The organism is Streptomyces sp. NPDC050856 (assembly GCF_040653855.1).
Taxonomy (GTDB): Bacteria; Actinomycetota; Actinomycetes; order Streptomycetales; family Streptomycetaceae; genus Streptomyces.
In genome coordinates this window covers 129170-144961 of sequence record NZ_JBFAGV010000013.1, presented here as the reverse complement: position 1 = coordinate 144961, position 15792 = coordinate 129170, and the positions used below count along the sequence as shown (strand labels likewise).

General features: G+C 73.5%; 15 protein-coding genes. 5 read left to right on the top strand and 10 right to left on the bottom strand.

Annotation, left to right across the window (positions count from 1 at the left end):
- Window positions 1–104 precede the first annotated feature (104 nt).
- The 6 genes from pstS to mshD form a co-directional block, all read right to left on the bottom strand.
- Window positions 105–1235, bottom strand: coding sequence for a phosphate ABC transporter substrate-binding protein PstS (gene pstS / locus AB0H53_RS15095; protein WP_362111990.1), 1131 nt, complete (start codon window positions 1233–1235; stop codon window positions 105–107).
- 388 nt (window positions 1236–1623) lie between these two features.
- On the bottom strand, window positions 1624–2040 hold the full coding sequence (locus AB0H53_RS15090) for an NUDIX hydrolase (RefSeq protein ID WP_362111987.1): 417 nt from the start codon (window positions 2038–2040) through the stop codon (window positions 1624–1626).
- On the bottom strand, window positions 2037–2963 hold the full coding sequence (locus AB0H53_RS15085) for a CHAD domain-containing protein (protein ID WP_362111984.1): 927 nt from the start codon (window positions 2961–2963) through the stop codon (window positions 2037–2039). The genes AB0H53_RS15090 and AB0H53_RS15085 overlap by 4 nt, the downstream gene beginning before the upstream one ends.
- Window positions 2950–5175 carry an RNA degradosome polyphosphate kinase gene (locus AB0H53_RS15080; protein ID WP_362111981.1) on the bottom strand — a complete coding sequence of 742 codons (2226 nt, stop codon included), beginning with the start codon at window positions 5173–5175 and terminating at the stop codon, window positions 2950–2952. The genes AB0H53_RS15085 and AB0H53_RS15080 overlap by 14 nt, the downstream gene beginning before the upstream one ends.
- A gap of 355 nt (window positions 5176–5530) precedes the next feature.
- The gene (locus AB0H53_RS15075; protein WP_362111978.1) at window positions 5531–5986 is read right to left on the bottom strand and encodes a hypothetical protein; all 456 of its coding nucleotides are present in this window, start codon (window positions 5984–5986) and stop codon (window positions 5531–5533) included.
- 76 nt (window positions 5987–6062) lie between these two features.
- Window positions 6063–6998: a mycothiol synthase gene (mshD, locus tag AB0H53_RS15070; RefSeq protein WP_362111975.1), complete on the bottom strand. Its 936-nt coding sequence runs from the start codon at window positions 6996–6998 to the stop codon at window positions 6063–6065.
- A 139-nt stretch (window positions 6999–7137) separates the two neighbouring features.
- Between mshD and AB0H53_RS15065 the strand changes: the two genes are divergently transcribed.
- Both AB0H53_RS15065 and AB0H53_RS15060 read left to right on the top strand, forming a co-directional pair.
- Window positions 7138–8961, top strand: coding sequence for a bifunctional metallophosphatase/5'-nucleotidase (locus tag AB0H53_RS15065; RefSeq protein WP_362111972.1), 1824 nt, complete (start codon window positions 7138–7140; stop codon window positions 8959–8961).
- Between the two features lie 101 nt (window positions 8962–9062).
- Complete coding sequence (locus AB0H53_RS15060) at window positions 9063–9932, top strand: phosphatidylinositol-specific phospholipase C (protein WP_362111969.1); 870 nt, start codon at window positions 9063–9065, stop codon at window positions 9930–9932.
- On the opposite strand, the gene AB0H53_RS15055 is transcribed toward AB0H53_RS15060, so the two are convergent.
- Complete coding sequence (locus AB0H53_RS15055; protein WP_362111966.1) at window positions 9912–11330, bottom strand: HAMP domain-containing sensor histidine kinase; 1419 nt, start codon at window positions 11328–11330, stop codon at window positions 9912–9914. The genes AB0H53_RS15060 and AB0H53_RS15055 overlap by 21 nt on opposite strands.
- Complete coding sequence (locus AB0H53_RS15050) at window positions 11327–12046, bottom strand: response regulator transcription factor (RefSeq protein ID WP_362111963.1); 720 nt, start codon at window positions 12044–12046, stop codon at window positions 11327–11329. The genes AB0H53_RS15055 and AB0H53_RS15050 overlap by 4 nt, the downstream gene beginning before the upstream one ends.
- A gap of 175 nt (window positions 12047–12221) precedes the next feature.
- Here AB0H53_RS15050 and AB0H53_RS15045 point away from each other — a divergent pair, with 175 nt between their 5' ends.
- On the top strand, window positions 12222–12584 hold the full coding sequence (locus tag AB0H53_RS15045) for a hypothetical protein (RefSeq protein ID WP_362111960.1): 363 nt from the start codon (window positions 12222–12224) through the stop codon (window positions 12582–12584).
- Between the two features lie 31 nt (window positions 12585–12615).
- Here AB0H53_RS15045 and AB0H53_RS15040 read toward each other — a convergent pair whose 3' ends face one another.
- Window positions 12616–13641 (bottom strand): LacI family DNA-binding transcriptional regulator, encoded by a 1026-nt coding sequence (locus AB0H53_RS15040; protein WP_362111957.1) that lies wholly within the window; start codon window positions 13639–13641, stop codon window positions 12616–12618.
- A gap of 24 nt (window positions 13642–13665) precedes the next feature.
- A complete protein-coding gene (locus AB0H53_RS15035; RefSeq protein ID WP_362111954.1) occupies window positions 13666–14436 on the bottom strand; it encodes a response regulator transcription factor in 771 nt (256 codons plus the stop codon).
- 237 nt (window positions 14437–14673) lie between these two features.
- Between AB0H53_RS15035 and AB0H53_RS15030 the strand changes: the two genes are divergently transcribed.
- Together AB0H53_RS15030 and AB0H53_RS15025 are read left to right on the top strand one after the other, a co-directional pair.
- Complete coding sequence (locus AB0H53_RS15030) at window positions 14674–15483, top strand: alpha/beta fold hydrolase (RefSeq protein ID WP_362111951.1); 810 nt, start codon at window positions 14674–14676, stop codon at window positions 15481–15483.
- A gap of 49 nt (window positions 15484–15532) precedes the next feature.
- On the top strand, window positions 15533–15787 hold the full coding sequence (locus AB0H53_RS15025; RefSeq protein ID WP_362111948.1) for a MoaD/ThiS family protein: 255 nt from the start codon (window positions 15533–15535) through the stop codon (window positions 15785–15787).
- Window positions 15788–15792 lie beyond the last annotated feature (5 nt).

The following is a 15792-nucleotide window of genomic DNA, read 5'->3' as shown; positions in this document are numbered from 1 at the left end:
CTGGCGGCGGTGCACCGGAGGGGGGTGGGAGCCGGCCCGGAGGGTGTTCCGGGCCGGCCGGCAGGTGTCGCGGGTAGGACGGGTGGCCGGTGAGGGCCGGGTGGTCAGGACAGGCCCTTGACCGTCTCGCGGACCTTGGCGTTGATCTCGGCGGGGATCGGGGCGTAACCGGCCTCGGAGAGCACCTTCTGGCCCTCGTCGCCGGCGGCGTAGGTGAGGAAGGACTTCACCGTGCCGAGGGTCTCGGCCTTGTTGCCGGAGTCGCAGACGACCTCGTACGTCACCAGGACGATCGGGTAGGCGCCCTCGGCCTTGGTGGTGTAGTCCAGCTCCAGTGCCAGGTCCTTGCCGGTGCCCTTGACCTTGGCGGCGGCGATGGCCTTGGAGGCGTTCTCCGAGGTGGCCGGGACCGGGGCGGAGGCGCCGGTGTCGATCTGGACGACGGGGATGGACTGCGAGGCGGCGTAGGAGAGCTCGAAGTAGCCGATCGCGCCCTCGGACTGCTTCACCTGGGCGGCGACGCCGGAGGAGCCGGACGCGGCCTGGCCACCGGGGGCCGGCCACTTCTTCTCGGCCTCGTACGGCCAGTCGGCCTTGGCGGCCTTGCCGAGGTACTTGCCGAGGTTCTGGGTGGTGCCGGAGTCCTCGGAGCGGTGGAAGGCCTGGATGGCGGTGCTCGGGAGCTTGGCGCCGGGGTTGAGCTTGGCGATGGCCTCGTCGTCCCACTTCTTGATCTTGTTGTTGAAGATCTTGGCGATGGTGGGGGCGTCCAGGACGAGGTCCTTGACGCCGGACAGGTTGTAGCCGATGGCGATCGGGCCGCCGACCATCGGCAGGTTGATGCCCTGGCCGCTCTTGCAGACCTTCTTGGACTCGGCGACCTCGTCGGGCTTGAGCGCCGAGTCGGAGCCGGCGAAGCCGACGGTGCCCTGGTTGAAGGCGACGATGCCCTCACCGGAGGAGGAGGACTTGTAGTTGATCTCCACGCCCGGACAGGCGGCCATGTAGTTCTTGACCCACAGGTCCATGGCGTTCTTCTGGGCGCTGGAGCCGGAGGCCAGCAGCTGGCCCTTGGCCCCCTCGCACGAGATGTTCGACGCGGCGCCGGTCTTCTTGCCGCCGTCGGGGGTGCCGGTGTTGTTGTCCGACCCGCACGCCGTGAGGACCAGGGCGCCGGACACGGCGAGGGCACCGAGCGCGGTGGCGCGAAGCCCGTTCTTGCGCTGAAGCTTCACTTTCGGGTGTTCCTTCCAGAAGCCGCCGGCTGCGTCTGTTCTCCGTACGGCGGCGTGTGCCGGGTTGGATGGTGGGGCGCGGCGCGGTGCCGGCTCACCGTGTTGAGGCCGAAATTAGGCAGAACAGGTGACGTGGCCTGCGGGGGAGAGTGAACGCCAAGTGAACCGTGACGGAATCCGCGGTGAGGCCCGGGGTGGGCCGTTCCCCGGGTGGTGGCCCATTGTCGTGGAGCGCGGACACCGGGCGTTCCGCCGGTGCGCCCCCGGTCCGGCCCGCGGCGCCGCCCGGCGGGGCGGGGCGCGGGGCGGCGCCCCGCGCCGCACCACCCGCGCGGGTGGCGCGGCGGCGGGGCGGCAGTCCCCCACGTGGGTTACGCCGGGTGGTGGCTCACTCCACGCCCAGGGCCGCCAGCAGCGCCGGGACGAGGTCGCGGTCCCGGGCATGGGTGAGGCGGGCGCGGGCCGCCCGCGGCGGCAACCACAGCACCCGGTCCACTTCCGCGTTCGGCCGGAAAGTGCCGCCGGTGGCCTCCGCAGCCCAGTAGGCGACCTCCTTGGGACGGCCCTTCGCCTCGTACCGGACCGTCGGCAGCCGTGCGCCGGGCACGCAGTGCCGGCCGGTCTCCTCCAGGACCTCCCGCAGCGCGCCCGCCAGCTCCGACTCACCGCGCTTGAGCTTGCCCTTGGGCAGCGACCAGTCGTCGTACTCGGGCCGGTGCACGAGGCACACCTCGATGCCCCCGCCGGGGGCGCGGCGCCACAGCACGCAGCCGGCCGCCCGTACCGTCCGGGGTGGCGGCGTCACCGCGCGGTCACCGCCGTACGCTGCCAGGCCCGCTGGAAGGCGCGGCGGGCGGCCTCCACCTCGTAGCGCTGGTCTGCGTGGAGCACGCCCAGCGCGTACGCCGTCGCGGGGGCGATCCTCGGGGTGCGGGCGGCGGTCGCGGCGGCGGCGGCGGCCTCGGCGGCGTCCCGGTGCCGGTCCAGCGCGCGGCCCGCCTCGTACAGCTCCGGCGGCCCGCCGAGCACCTCCCGCGCGTACCGGTGCAGCCGCAGCAGCAGCCGCACCTGGTGCCAGGAGCCGTCCTGCTGCTCACCGCCCACCGCGGGCGTCATCGGCAGCGCGGCCACCGCGTCCAGCAGGCGCCGCTCCACCACCTGGGCCGCCGGGTCCAGCACCTCGCCGGCGGGGGCGGTCGCGGCGGGCCCGAGCGGCACTTCGGAGGCGAGCAGCGCGACGGCGTCGGCGACCGCGTGGAACCGGGAGGAGCCCAGGGCCTGGAGCGCCGTCGAGTGCGCCCGGGTCCGGGCCAGGGTGAGCTGCCGGTCCAGCAGCGCCCCCGCCCGCGCGGCGCCCACGGTCAGGGTGGTGCCGCCGGAGCGGGGCGCGGGGACGGCCGCCGTGCCGCCGGAGAGTCGGGCAAGCGCCTCGACCAGCCGGACGAGCCGGGAGGTGCAGGCGTGCTCCTGGGCCAGGGTGCCGGACAGCCAGGCCAGTTCGGCGCGGAGCTGGTCGGCCCAGGCGCCGTCGAGCAGCGGGCGGAAGGTGTGCAGCGCGCCGCTGACGCGGCGGGCGGCGGCGCGCAGGGAGCGGGTCGCCTCCTCCGCGCACGCCGTGTCGGCCCCGCTGGCCGCGTGGTGCCGCAGGGCGCGCAGGAAGTCGGCGGCGCGGGCGTGGAGGTAGGGCGACAGGACCTCGCCGGCCGTCGTGTGGTCAGGGCTGTGCACGCCTGCGCCTCCGGGCGTCGATGAGCATTTCCTGGACATGGCGCAGCGGCTGGCCGTCGGCGTCCGTGGCGTGCCGGGTCCAGCCGCCGTCCGGGCTGAGGTGCCAGGAGGACGTGGTGTCGGACATGCCCGTCTCCAGCAGCCGGTGCAGCGCCGCGCGGTGGCCCGGGTCGGAGACCCGTACCAGGGCCTCGATCCGCCGGTCGAGGTTGCGGTGCATCATGTCGGCGCTGCCGAACCAGACTTCGGGCTCGCCGCCGTTGCCGAAGGCGAAGATCCGCGAGTGCTCGAGGAACCGGCCGAGGACCGACCTGACCCGGATGTTCTCCGACAGGCCGGGGACCCCGGGGCGCAGCGCGCAGATGCCGCGCACCCAGATGTCGACCGGCACGCCCGCCTGCGAGGCGCGGTAGCAGGCGTCCACGACCGCCTCGTCCACCATGGAGTTGGCCTTGATACGGACGAAGGCGGGCCGGCCGGCCCGATGGTGGGCGATCTCCTTGTGGATACGGGAGACCAGTCCGTCGCGCAGCGACTTGGGCGCCACCAGCAGCCGCCGGTAGGTCTCCCGGCGGGAGTAGCCGGACAGCCGGTTGAACAGGTCGGACAGGTCGGCGCCGACCTGCGGGTCGGCCGTCAGCAGGCCCAGGTCCTCGTAGAGGCGGGCGGTCTTGGGGTGGTAGTTGCCGGTGCCGACGTGGCTGTAGCGGCGCAGCGTCTCGCCCTCCTGGCGGACGACGAGCGACAGCTTGCAGTGGGTCTTCAGCCCGACCAGCCCGTACACGACGTGGCAGCCGGCCTCCTCCAGCTTGCGGGCCCACTTGATGTTGGCCTGCTCGTCGAAGCGGGCCTTGATCTCGACCAGGACGAGGACCTGCTTGCCGGTCTCGGCCGCGTCGATCAGGGCGTCCACTATCGGCGAGTCGCCCGAGGTCCGGTACAGCGTCTGCTTGATGGCCAGTACGTCCGGGTCGCAGGCGGCCTGCTCCAGAAAGGCCTGGACGGAGGTGGAGAACGAGTCGTACGGGTGGTGCAGCAGGACGTCGCGTTCGCGAAGGGCCGCGAAGATGTCGGGTGCGCTCGCCGATTCCACCTCGGCCAGGTCGCGGTGGGTGCCGGCGACGAACTTCGGGTACTTCAGCTCCGGCCGGTCCAGCGCGGCGATGCCGAACAGCCCGGTCAGGTCCAGCGGCCCGGGCAGTGGGTAGACCTCGGCGTCGGAGACCTTCAGCTCGCGGACGAGGAGGTCCAGGACGTACGGGTCTATCGACTCCTCGACCTCCAGGCGCACCGGCGGCCCGAAGCGGCGGCGCATGAGCTCCTTCTCCAGGGCCTGGAGCAGGTTCTCGGTGTCGTCCTCCTCGACCTCCAGGTCCTCGTTGCGCGTCACCCGGAACATGTGGTGGGCCAGCACCTCCATGCCGGGGAAGAGCTCCTCCAGGTGCGCGGCGATGACGTCCTCCAGCGGGACGTACCGCTGCGGGGAGGCCTCCAGGAACCGCGAGAGCAGCGGGGGGACCTTCACCCGGGCGAAGTGGCGGTGACCGCTGACCGGGTTGCGGACGACGACGGCCAGGTTGAGGGAGAGGCCGGAGATGTAGGGGAAGGGGTGCGCGGGGTCCACCGCGAGCGGGGTGAGGACCGGGAAGATCTGCTGGCGGAAGAGGGTGAAGAGCCGCGCCTGCTCCTTCTCGGTCAGCTCGGGCCAGCGGATGAGGTGGACGCCCTCGTCGGCCAGGGCGGGTGCGATGTCCTGCTGGAAGCAGGCGGCGTGCCGGGCCATGAGCTCGCGCGAGCGGTTCCAGATGAGGTCGAGCACCTCGCGGGGCTGGAGCCCGGAGGCGGAGCGGGTGGCCACACCGGTGGCGATGCGGCGCTTGAGGCCGGCCACCCGGACCATGAAGAACTCGTCCAGGTTCGAGGCGAAGATGGCCAGGAAGTTCGCCCGTTCGAGGAGCGGGGTCGCCGGGTCCTCGGCGAGCTCCAGCACCCGCTCGTTGAAGGCCAGCCAGCTGCGCTCCCGGTCGAGGAACCGGCCCTGGGGCAGCTCGGGGTCCGCCCCGTCGTCCTCGTACGCGTCGAGGTCGCCGTCGATGTCGGGCTCCAGATTGGTCACCGGACCCGAGGCGACGGTGTGCGGCCGGTGCGCGGCGATGGCCCCGACGGACGGCTGGACTGGCTGGGCCTGGGCCTCGGCGGGCTGCTGGTTCATGGCTCCATTCTTCCGCGCCAAGGGCAGGTCAAGCGCGTCGGAGCGGGCCGTGGTGGAGGGAAGTCTCCCCTTGGGCAGCCGCCCCTCGGGGAGCCGGTACCCGGATGGCTTCATTGGCCGAGCTTCGCAAGCGTGTCTGAATGTTCGGTAACGGCGACGTGACGTCCTGGGTGCGGCTGGGCGGAGCCCGCGCGCGGGTCACGCGCGGTCCCCCGTGCCGCGCGTGACCCGTCGTGCCCGCCCGGGGGCGGGCAGCCGCCGCCCGGGACGCCTTCGCGCCCCGGCGCCCCCGGAAGGTGCCCGCCCCCGGCTCCGGGTGCCGCCCGGCTCCGAGCGGGCCGCCCCGGCGGCGCGGTTACGCGTGGTGGCGGCGCAGCACCCGGAAGGCCAGCACGGTGGCCAGGGCCGCGAGGGCGAGGACGATGCCGGTCTCGACGAGCTGGAGGGGCCAGAAGTGGTCGCTCGGGTGGTACACCGCGTACCACTGGCGGGCGGAACGCGCCTCGTGGCACCACGCCTGCCCCTGGGTGCCCGCCTCGAGGCACTCCGGGATACGCCGGCCGGTCGGCGTGACCAGCCCGTGTTCGAGTCCCCAGGCTCCCCCTCCGACCTCGCCCCGGGAGTTCTTCCACACGACCTCGACGGGCGGCCAGAGCCGGTCACGCCACCATGCGCCGAGCACCATGACGAGTCCGGTGACGGCGAGAGCGATGCTCCCGGAGGGCAGTACCCGCCGCGTCAGCAGGGCTCTGAGCGCTCCGAGGGTGAGGGCGAGCAGCGCGTACGCCAGGAGCGCGGGACCCAGTGCCACGAAGAGGTGCAAGAGAGGGCGAGGTGTCAACCGGGAACGGCCGCCACCTCGCCCGCCTGCCCGCCCGCCGGGCCGGTCAGGTCTCCGTGCGGTACATCAGGTCCACCTCATGGGTGGTGAAGCCCATTCCCTCGTACACCCGCACCGCCGCGGTGTTGTCGGCGTCCACGTACAGCATCGCCGTCGGCAGGCCCTGGGCCGCCAGGTGGCGCAGGCCGATCGCCGTCAGGGCCTTGCCCAGGCCGCCGCCCTGCGCCTCCGGGGTGATGCCGACCACGTACACCTCGCCGAGCTGCTCCTCGGCGTGCACCTTGGTCCAGTGGAAGCCGACCAGCCGGCCGTCGGCGACCCGCTCCGCCAGGAAGAAGCCCTCCGGGTCGAACCACGGCTCGGCCTTGCGGTCGTCCAGGTCCCGCTGGGTCAGGGTGCCCTGTTCGGGGTGGTGGGCGAAGGCGGCGGCGTTCACCGCGAGCCAGGCCGCGTCGTCCCGGCCGGGGACGAAGGTGCGGACGGCGACACCGGGCGGCAGCACCGGCTCGGGGACGGCCGGCGCGTCCAGCGGGCGGCGCATCTGGCGCAGTTCGCGGAACAGGGTCAGCCCGAGGACCTGGGCCAGGTGGCGGGCGGCCGACCTGCCGCCGTGCGCCCAGACCCGCAGTCGCTTGCCCGAGGCGGCCAGCAGCGCCGCGCCCAGCGCCCGCCCGTGGCCCCGGCCGCGCTGCGCGGGGTGGACGACCAGTTCGGCGGCGGGAGCCTCGACCGGGTCGGTGTCCTCCAGCTGGGCGTAGCCGACGAGCTCGCCCGCGACCGTCAGCAGCAGGTGCCGCACCCCCTCGCGCCGTCCGCCGCGCAGTTGGAGCCGGCCCTGTTCGGAGACGGCCTGCGTCCCGTCGGCTTCGGCCGCCTCGGTGAGGAGGTCCAGGACGGCCTGGGCCTGCTCGGGCGAGAGTTCGTCGAGGGTGTCGATGCGGCGGCCCGGCTCAAGGGCCGCGACGGGGGCGTCAGTGGTCATGCCTACGAGCCTACGGCGCGCACCCGACGGCCGAAGGCAACCGCCTCGTAACCCGCCAACCCCTGTTGCGCTACGCGCGTTGACCCTAGGCTGCGCCTGGCACACCGACCCGTGCCTCGCACAGTTCACAAGGGGACAGATGTCAGCGACACCGCACAAGCAGCGCGCGGCCCGGCGCATTCTCGCCACCGCCGCCGGACTCGCCACCGCAGGCGCCCTGGTCGCCGCCCTGCCGGCCGGCGCCGACGACCGCGGCGAGAGCCCGGCGGCGGGCCACCACGGCAGCGGCAACGGCCGCACCGTCGACGTACAGCTGCTCTCCTTCAACGACCTGCACGGCAACCTGGAGCCCCCGGCGGGCTCCTCGGGTCAGGTCACCCACACCCGCCCGGACGGGACGGCCGAGAAGATCGACGCGGGCGGGGTGGAGTACCTGGCCACGCACCTGCGCACGGCCCGCGAGGGCAACCCGTACTCGGTGACCGCCGCCGCGGGCGACATGATCGGCGGCTCCCCGCTGATGTCCGGCCTGTTCCACGACGAGCCGACCATCGAGGCGCTGAACAAGCTGAGGCTCGACGTCTCGTCCGTGGGCAACCACGAGTTCGACGAGGGGGCCAAGGAGCTGGCCCGGATGCAGGACGGCGGCTGTCACCCGACCGGCGGCTGCTACGAACAGGGCAAGACCTTCAAGGGCGCGGAGTTCCCCTACCTGGCCGCCAATGTGACGGACGAGAAGACCGGCCGGCCGATCCTCGACCCGTACTTCGTCTGGGAGCGCAAGGGCGTCAGGATCGGCTTCATCGGGGTGACCCTGGAGGGCACGCCGAACATCGTCACCGCCGAGGGTGTCAAGGGCCTGAAGTTCGGCGACGAGGTCGAGACGATCAACAAGTACGCCAAGGTGCTGGAGCGCAAGGGCGTCAAGTCGATCGTCGCCCTGGTCCACGAGGGCGGCGCGCCGGCCTCCGCCTCGTACGACTACGACTGCGACAGCCCCGGTCCGGGCGACGGGGTCTCCGGCCCGATCGTGGACATCGCCAAGAAGGTCAGCCCGCAGGTGGACGCGCTGGTGACCGGCCACACCCACCAGGCGTACGTGTGCACGGTCCCGGACCCGTCCGGCAAGCCGCGCATGGTCACGTCGGCGTCCTCGTACGGGAAGCTCTACACCGACACCACGCTGACCTACGACCGCGGGACCAAGGACATCGTCCGGACCTCGGTGGAGTCCGCCAACCGCGTGGTGTCGCGCGACGTGCCCCGGGCCGCGGACATGACCTCGCTGATCCAGCGGTGGAACGCGCTGGCCGCGCCGATCGCGAGCAGGCCGCAGGGCTTCATCTCCGCCGACATCAACGGGCGCGGTTCCACCGCGTACGAGAAGCCGCTCGGCGACCTGATCGCGGACGCGCAGCTCGCGGCCCTGTCCCCGGCGGACAAGGGCGGCGCGCAGCTCGCCCTGATGAACCCGGGCGGTATCCGCTCCGACCTGGTGTACAAGGCGTCGGGCGGTGAGGGCGACGGCGTGGTGACCTACGGCGAGGCGTTCACCGTGCAGCCGTTCACCAACATGATGAACGTGGTCGACCTGACCGGCGCGCAGCTCGTCGCCGCGCTCCAGCAGCAGGTCAGCGGCTCCAACGAGGCGTCCCCGAAGATCCTCCAGGTGTCGAGGGGCTTCACCTACACGCTGGACCTGACCAAGACGGGCGCGGCCCGGATCGACGCGGCCTCGGTGAAGTTGAACGGCGCGCCGCTGGACCCGGCGAAGACCTACCGGGTCGCGATGAACGAGTTCCTGGCGGGTGGCGGCGACGGCTTCCCGGCCCTCGCCCAGGGCCGCAACAAGCTGGTCGGCGCCTCCGACCTGGACGTCTTCAACGCCTACCTGGCGGCGAACTCGTCGGCCGGCGCGCCGATCGCCCCGCCGGCGGCGGACCGGATCACGGTCGTCAAGTAGCCGGGCGGCCTGCGGGCGGTTGCGGGGCGGTGGGCCGTGCGGGCCTCACCGCCCCGCTCCTTTCCCTGGCATACTTGTCGTGCTCGCGTCATACTTCGCGCATGGACAGACGGAGCTTCCTCACGGGCGCCGCCGCGGTGTCCGCCACCGCCCTGCTCGGACCCGCGCCCGCCGCCCGCGCGCGGAACCGGGCGGTGGGCACCCGGGACTGGATGGCGGCGATCGGCGGCCACGTACCGCTGCGCGACCTGACCATCCCCGGCACGCACAACGCCGGCGCCCGCGCCGGCGGCCCCTGGGTGGCCTGCCAGAGCACCACCATCGCCCAGCAACTGGACAGCGGCATCCGGTTCCTGGACATCCGGTGCCGGGTCACCGGGGACTCCTTCGCCATCCACCACGGGGCGTACTACCAGAACCTGATGTTCGGCGACGTCCTCACCGCCTGCCGCGACTTCCTCACCGCCCACCCCACCGAGACCGTCCTGATGCGGGTCAAGCAGGAGTACTCCGAGGACGGCGACGCCACCTTCCGGCGGATCTTCGACCACTACCTGGACGGCAAGGGCTGGCGCCCGCTCTTCCGCATCGGCGACGGGCTGCCGGTGCTCGGCGAGGCGCGCGGCCGGGTCGTGCTGCTCGCCGACAACGGCGGACTGCCGGGCGTACGGTACGGCGACCCCGCGCTGTTCGACGTCCAGGACGACTACATGGCCGAACCCTCCGCCAAGTACCCCAAGGTGGAGGCGCACTTCAGGAAGGCCGTGGCCCAGCCCGGCAGGCTGTACGTCAACCACGTCTCCACCGCCGCGCTGCTGCCGCCCCGCTGGAACTCCGACCGGCTCAATCCGCGCGTCCACGGCCTCCTGGACAGCCCCGGGGCCGCCGGCTGGAAGGGGCTCGGCATCGTCCCGATGGACTTCCCCGCCACCCGTACCGGCCTGGTCGAGTCACTGATCCGGCACAACTGACCCGGGCGGCGGAGTGGGCGCCCCGGGCAGCCGGATCCAGGCGCGCGTACCGCCGCCCTCCGCCGCCGTCAGCGCCACCTCGCCGCCCGCCCGGCGTACGGTCCGGGCCACGATCGACAGACCCAGGCCCGAACCGGGCAGGCCGCGCGCCGACGGCGAGCGCCAGAACCGCTCGAAGACATGGGGCAGCTCGTCGGGCGCGATGCCGGGGCCGTGGTCCCGGACCGTCAGCTCGCCGCCGGCCAGCGCCACCTCGACGGTCCCGCCGGGCGGGGAGAACTTCACCGCGTTGTCAAGGACGTTCACCAGCGCCCGCTCCAGCGCCGCCGGCTCCGCCCGGACGTACCAGGGGCTCACCCGGTCCGCCGTGACCGTCAGCTCCGGGCCGCGCAGCCGGGCCCGCTCCAGCGCCGCGGCCAGCACCTCGTGCAGCGCGACCACCTCCAGCCGCCCGGTGCCCGCCGCGTCCGGCCGGGACAGCTCCTGGAGGTCGCCGATGAGGGAGGCGAGCTCCGTCATCTGGGCCTTCACCGACGCCAGCAGGGCCCGCCGGTCGTCGGGCGGGATGGCCCGCCCGGTCTCCTCGCTGCGGGCCAGCAGCTCGACGTTGGTGCGCAGCGAGGTCAGCGGGGTACGCAGTTCGTGCCCCGCGTCGGCGATCAGCCGCGCCTGCCGGTCGCGCGCCGACGCCAGCGCCGCCGTCATGGCGTTGAAGGAGCGGGACAACCGGGCGATCTCGTCCTCCCCCTCCACCGGGATACGGACGGTCAGGTCCTCCGTGCGCGCCACGTGCTCCACCGCCCCGGTCAGCCGGTCCACCGGCCTCAGCCCGGTCCTGGCCACCCACAGACCCGCGGCGCCCGCCCCGACCGCACCGATGCCGGAGACACCGACCAGCACCCAGAGCAGGGTGGACATCGAATTCTCGATCTCGCCCAGCGGCCGCGCGACCGAGACCGCCACCGGCCCGCGCCCCGCCTGCCGGTAGGTGTGCACGCGCATCTCCGCACCGTCGGCGGCCCGCGCCGTGTGGAGCGCGTCGGCCGCGTCCCCGCGCGCCACCGCCAGGTCCTCCGGCCGGGGCCGGACCGGCGAGGCCCCTGGCGCGGTGCAGGCAGAACCGCCGGCCGTGATGATCTGGACGGTGTACGAGCCGGGCACCGGCGGCACCGCCGCCTGTCCGCCCGACGCGCACGAGGCGAGGAGCGAGTCGACGTACCGGTCCTCGACCTCGGTGCCGCGCAGCGACGAGTCGAACTCGCCCATCAGCCGCGCCCTGGTGGCGAACCAGCACGCCACCGAGACCGCCGCCACCGCCACCGCGACCGCCGTCGCCGTCAGCAGCGCCAGCCGCGAGCGCAGGGGCAGGGTCCGCGAGCGCCGTACGGGAGCCGTCACTCGGCGCCCCCGCCGCGCAGCACGTAGCCCACGCCCCGCACGGTGTGCACCAGGCGCGGCTCGCCAGCCGCCTCCGTCTTGCGCCGCAGATACATCACGTACACGTCCAGGGAGTTGGAGCTGGGCTCGAAGTCGAAGCCCCACACCGCCTTGAGGATCTGCTCCCGCGTCAGCACCTGCCGGGGATGGGACAGGAACATCTCCAGCAGGGTGAACTCGGTACGGGTCAGCTCCACCGCCCGGCCGCCCCGCGTCACCTCACGGGTCACCAGGTCCATCCGCAGGTCGGCGAAGGCCAGGACATCGCCCTCGGGTTCGCCGGTGCCCGCGCGGGAGGCGTACGAGCTGCGCCGCAGCAGCGCCCGGATGCGGGCGAACAGCTCGTCCAGCTCGAACGGCTTCACCAGGTAGTCGTCCGCGCCCGCGTCCAGGCCCGTCACCCGGTCGCCGACCGTGTCGCGGGCGGTCAGCATCAGGATGGGCACGGTGGAGCCGCCCGCCCGGATGCGGCGGGCCGCGGTCAGCCCGTCCATCCGGGGCATCTGGATGTCCAGGACGATCAGACCGGGGGCGTACGCCGCCGTCTTCGCCAGGGCGTCGACCCCGTCGACGGCGACCTCGGTCCCGTACCCCTCGAAGGCGAGGCTGCGCTGGAGCGCTTCACGGACGGCGGGCTCGTCGTCCACGATCAGGATGCGGTCGGCGGTGGTGTTCATGGCCTCAGCGTCGCACGGGTCCACCTCCCGACCGGAGGCCGTCCGACGCCGGTGACCCGGCCGGTCGTGCCGATCGGGGCGCCGCCGAGCCGCCGGGGGGCGCCCCGAGAAGCCGGACAACGCGGCGGACGGCTCCGGCCGCATGGGGCACGGCGGCGCGGGTACGGGACAGAGCATGACGAACCAGCATCAAGGCCCCGATCCCGACCAGCGCGAGAAGGACGCCGCCGCGGCGGCGCGGGACGCCGAGGAGGAGCGCGCCCGGGCCCAGCCGTTCAGCTACCCCTACCCCGAGCGGCGCGCGGGCGTCCGCGCCACCCGCCACATCACCCGGGAACAGGCCGACGCCGACTCCGTGCCGGGCGTCCCCGGCGGCTACGGCACCACCGGCGGCGGCCAGCCCGCCGCGAACGACGCCGGCCTCGGGCCCGGCCGCCCCGACACCCTCGACCCGGCCGCCTACTCCGACACCGTCGGAGCCGGTGAGGCCGCCCCCGGCCCCGGTGCCGGCCCCGGTTCCGAGGCGGACGAGGACTGACGCCCCGGGCACCGCGCCGCCACGGCCCGGCTCAGCCCTCGCAGCCGCAGGAGCGGCGCACCACCAGCGCCGAGGGGAACTGCTTGACCCGCTCCCGGCGCGAGCCGGCCACCCTGAGCCCGTCGTCCAGCACCAGGTCCACCGCGGCGCGGGCCATCGCCGGACGGTCGGAGGAGACCGTGGTGAGCGGGGGGTCGGTCAGCGCGGCCTCCTTCACGTCGTCGAAGCCGGCCACCGCCAGGTCGCCCGGTACGTCGATGCGCAGTTCCCGCGCGGCCCGCAGGACCCCGATCGCCTGGTCGTCGGTCGAGCAGAAGATGGCCGGCGGCCGGTCGGGGCCCGCCAGGATCTTCAGGGCGATCAGATAGGCGTCGTAGCGGTTGTACGGCGCCTGGAACAGCCGGCCCTCCACCGGGCGGCCCGATTCCAGCATGGCGCGCCGCCAGCCCTCCTCGTGGTCGGCCACCGGGTCGCCGACCGCCGGGGTGGTCTCGATGCCACCGAGGCAGGCGACGTACTCGTGGCCGTGCTCCAGCAGGTGGCGGACGGCGAGCTGCGCCCCGCCGATGTCGTCGGTGACCACCGCGACGTCGTCGATGGCCTCGGGCCGCTCGTGCAGCAGCACCACACGGGCGTCCCAGGCGTCGATCTCCTGCGCGGCCCGCTCGCTGGGGCCCTGACTGACCAGGATCAGGCCGGCGACCCGCATCCCGAGGAAGGCCCGCAGGTAGTGCAGCTCGCGCTCGTCGCGGTAGTCGGAGTTGCCGACCAGGACCATTTTCCCGCGATCGGCGGCGGCCCGTTCGACCGCGTGCGCCATCTCGGCGAAGAACGGCTGCCGGGCGTCCGGCACGATCATGCCTATGAGGTCGGTGCGCCGCGAGGCCATCGCCTGGGCGACCCGGTCGGGCCGGTAGCCCAGTTCCTTGATCGCTGCGAGTACCCGCTCGCGCGTGGCCGGGGCGACCGGCCGGGGTCCGTTGTTGATGACGTAGCTGACGACCGCGGTCGAAGTCCCCGCCAGTCGTGCCACATCGTCCCGCGTCACCTTGGCCACGCGCGGCAGTCTACGCGGGGTGACCTACCTCCGGGCAGGTCGTACCGAGGCTTCCTCGGCCCCGTCGGATTCCTCCGTACGGGTGACTGCGGTCGCCTTGGCCTCCTCGGCCGCCCGCTCCACCTTCTCCGGCGTCACGAAGCGGTACCCGACGTTGCGCACGGTACCGATCAGCGACTCGTGCTCGGGCCCCAGCTTGGCGCGCAACCGCCGTACGTGGACGTCGACCGTCCGCGTGCCGCCGAAGTAGTCGTACCCCCACACCTCCTGGAGGAGCTGGGCGCGGGTGAAGACCCGGCCGGGGTGCTGGGCCAGGTACTTCAGCAGCTCGAACTCCTTGAAGGTCAGGTCCAGCACCCGGCCCTTCAGCTTGGCGCTGTACGTCGCCTCGTCCACCGACAGGTCACCGTTGCGGATCTCCATCGGGGAGTCGTCCGCGGTGATCTGCTGGCGGCCCATGGCCAGCCGCAGCCGCGCCTCGACCTCGGCGGGCCCCGCCGTGTCCAGCAGGACGTCGTCGACGCCCCAGTCGGCGGTGACGGCGGCCAGGCCGCCCTCGGTGACCACGAGGAGCAGCGGGCAGCCCGGTCCGGTCGACCGCAGCAACTGGCACAGCGACCGCACCTGCGGCAGGTCGCGGCGGCCGTCGACGAGGATCACGTCGGCACCGGGGGTGTCGACCAGGGCCGGTCCCTCGGCCGGGGCCACCCGCACGTTGTGCAGCAGCAGGCCCAGCGCCGGCAGCACCTCCGTGGAAGGCTGGAGGGCGTTGGTCAGAAGGAGCAGAGAGCTCATCGCGCGCCTCCTGCCGGGGTCGTCGTCGTGCGGTCGTCGTGCTCGGCCTGCTCGCCCATAACGTCGGTTCCTCCTCGGTCCCTGCGAGGACGTTTACGGCACTGCTTCCTGCGGCGGCCCCCCACGCCCAGGGAGCCTTTGTGAGCGTTTGTTCACCCGTCTGTTACAACAACGGGAAAACACAAAAGGATCCGGGGGCTGCGTTGCCCGGATCCTCTGCCCAGCACAATAGCCCACATGACTTCCGAGGCAGAGGGCGCATTTCACATGGTGGATGTCTCCTCGCTCACTGACGGCCCCCGGCGGGCCACCCTCCGTACCTCCGACGGCGTCCCCATCGAGGCACGGTACGAGCCGGGCGCGGGCGGGACGACCGGTACCGCCATTGTCGTCGCGCACGGCTTCACCGGCTCGGTGGACCGGCCCTCGGTGCGCCGGGCCGCGGGGGTCTTCGCGCGCCACGCGGCGGTCGTCACCTTCTCCTTCCGCGGTCACGGCCGCTCCGGCGGGCGCTCCACGGTCGGCGACCGCGAGGTGCTGGACCTGGCGGCCGCGGTGGCCTGGGCACGTGAGCTCGGTCACGCCCGGGTGGTGACGGTCGGGTTCTCCATGGGCGGTTCGGTGGTGCTGCGCCACGCGGCGCTGCACGGCTCCGGCGGGGCGCGCACCGACGCGGTGGCCGCGGTCAGCGCTCCCGCGCGCTGGTACTACCGCGGTACGCCCGCCATGCGGCGGGTGCACTGGCTGATCACCCGGCCCGCCGGGCGCCTGGTGGGGCGCTTCGGGCTGCGCACCCGCATCCACGACCGGGACTGGGACCCGGTGCCCCTCTCCCCGGTGGAGGCGGTGCCGCTGATCGCGCCGACCCCGCTGCTGGTCGTGCACGGCGACCGCGACCCGTACTTCCCGCTGGACCACCCCCGCGCGCTGGCCGACGCGGCGGACGGCGCCGCGGAGCTGTGGCTGGTCCCGGGCATGGGGCACGCGGAGAACGCCGCCGAGGACGCCCTGCTGGGCAGGATCGCCGACTGGCTGTCGGCGCCATAGCCCATGATGGATGCCGACGAGGCAGACGAGCCGATGAGAGGAGTGCGCCATGGCAGCGGGGACGATCCGCTTCTGGGCCGCGGCCAAGGCCGCCGCCGGGACCGCCGAGGAGCCGTACGCCGCGGAGAACCTGGCCGAGGCGCTGGACGCGGTGCGCGGCGCGCACCCGGGCGAGCTCGTCCGCGTACTCCAGCGGTGCTCCTTCCTGGTGGACGGGGACCCCGTCGGAACCCGGGACCATGAGACCGTACGGCTGGCCGAGGGCGGCACGGTCGAGGTGCTCCCGCCGTTCGCAGGAGGGTGACCCGC

Bases quoted from the DNA above. Each gene is read 5' to 3' on its own strand.
- AB0H53_RS15065 (WP_362111972.1), top strand. From the start codon at position 7,138: ATGTCAGCGACACCGCACAAGCAGCGCGCGGCCCGGCGCATTCTCGCC.
- AB0H53_RS15035 (WP_362111954.1), bottom strand. From the start codon at position 14,436: ATGAGCTCTCTGCTCCTTCTGACCAACGCCCTCCAGCCTTCCACGGAG.
- AB0H53_RS15060 (WP_362111969.1), top strand. From the start codon at position 9,063: ATGGACAGACGGAGCTTCCTCACGGGCGCCGCCGCGGTGTCCGCCACC.
- AB0H53_RS15025 (WP_362111948.1), top strand. From the start codon at position 15,533: ATGGCAGCGGGGACGATCCGCTTCTGGGCCGCGGCCAAGGCCGCCGCC.
- AB0H53_RS15080 (WP_362111981.1), bottom strand. From the start codon at position 5,175: ATGAACCAGCAGCCCGCCGAGGCCCAGGCCCAGCCAGTCCAGCCGTCC.
- AB0H53_RS15045 (WP_362111960.1), top strand. From the start codon at position 12,222: ATGACGAACCAGCATCAAGGCCCCGATCCCGACCAGCGCGAGAAGGAC.
- mshD (WP_362111975.1), bottom strand. From the start codon at position 6,998: ATGACCACTGACGCCCCCGTCGCGGCCCTTGAGCCGGGCCGCCGCATC.
- AB0H53_RS15030 (WP_362111951.1), top strand. From the start codon at position 14,674: ATGACTTCCGAGGCAGAGGGCGCATTTCACATGGTGGATGTCTCCTCG.
- AB0H53_RS15050 (WP_362111963.1), bottom strand. From the start codon at position 12,046: ATGAACACCACCGCCGACCGCATCCTGATCGTGGACGACGAGCCCGCC.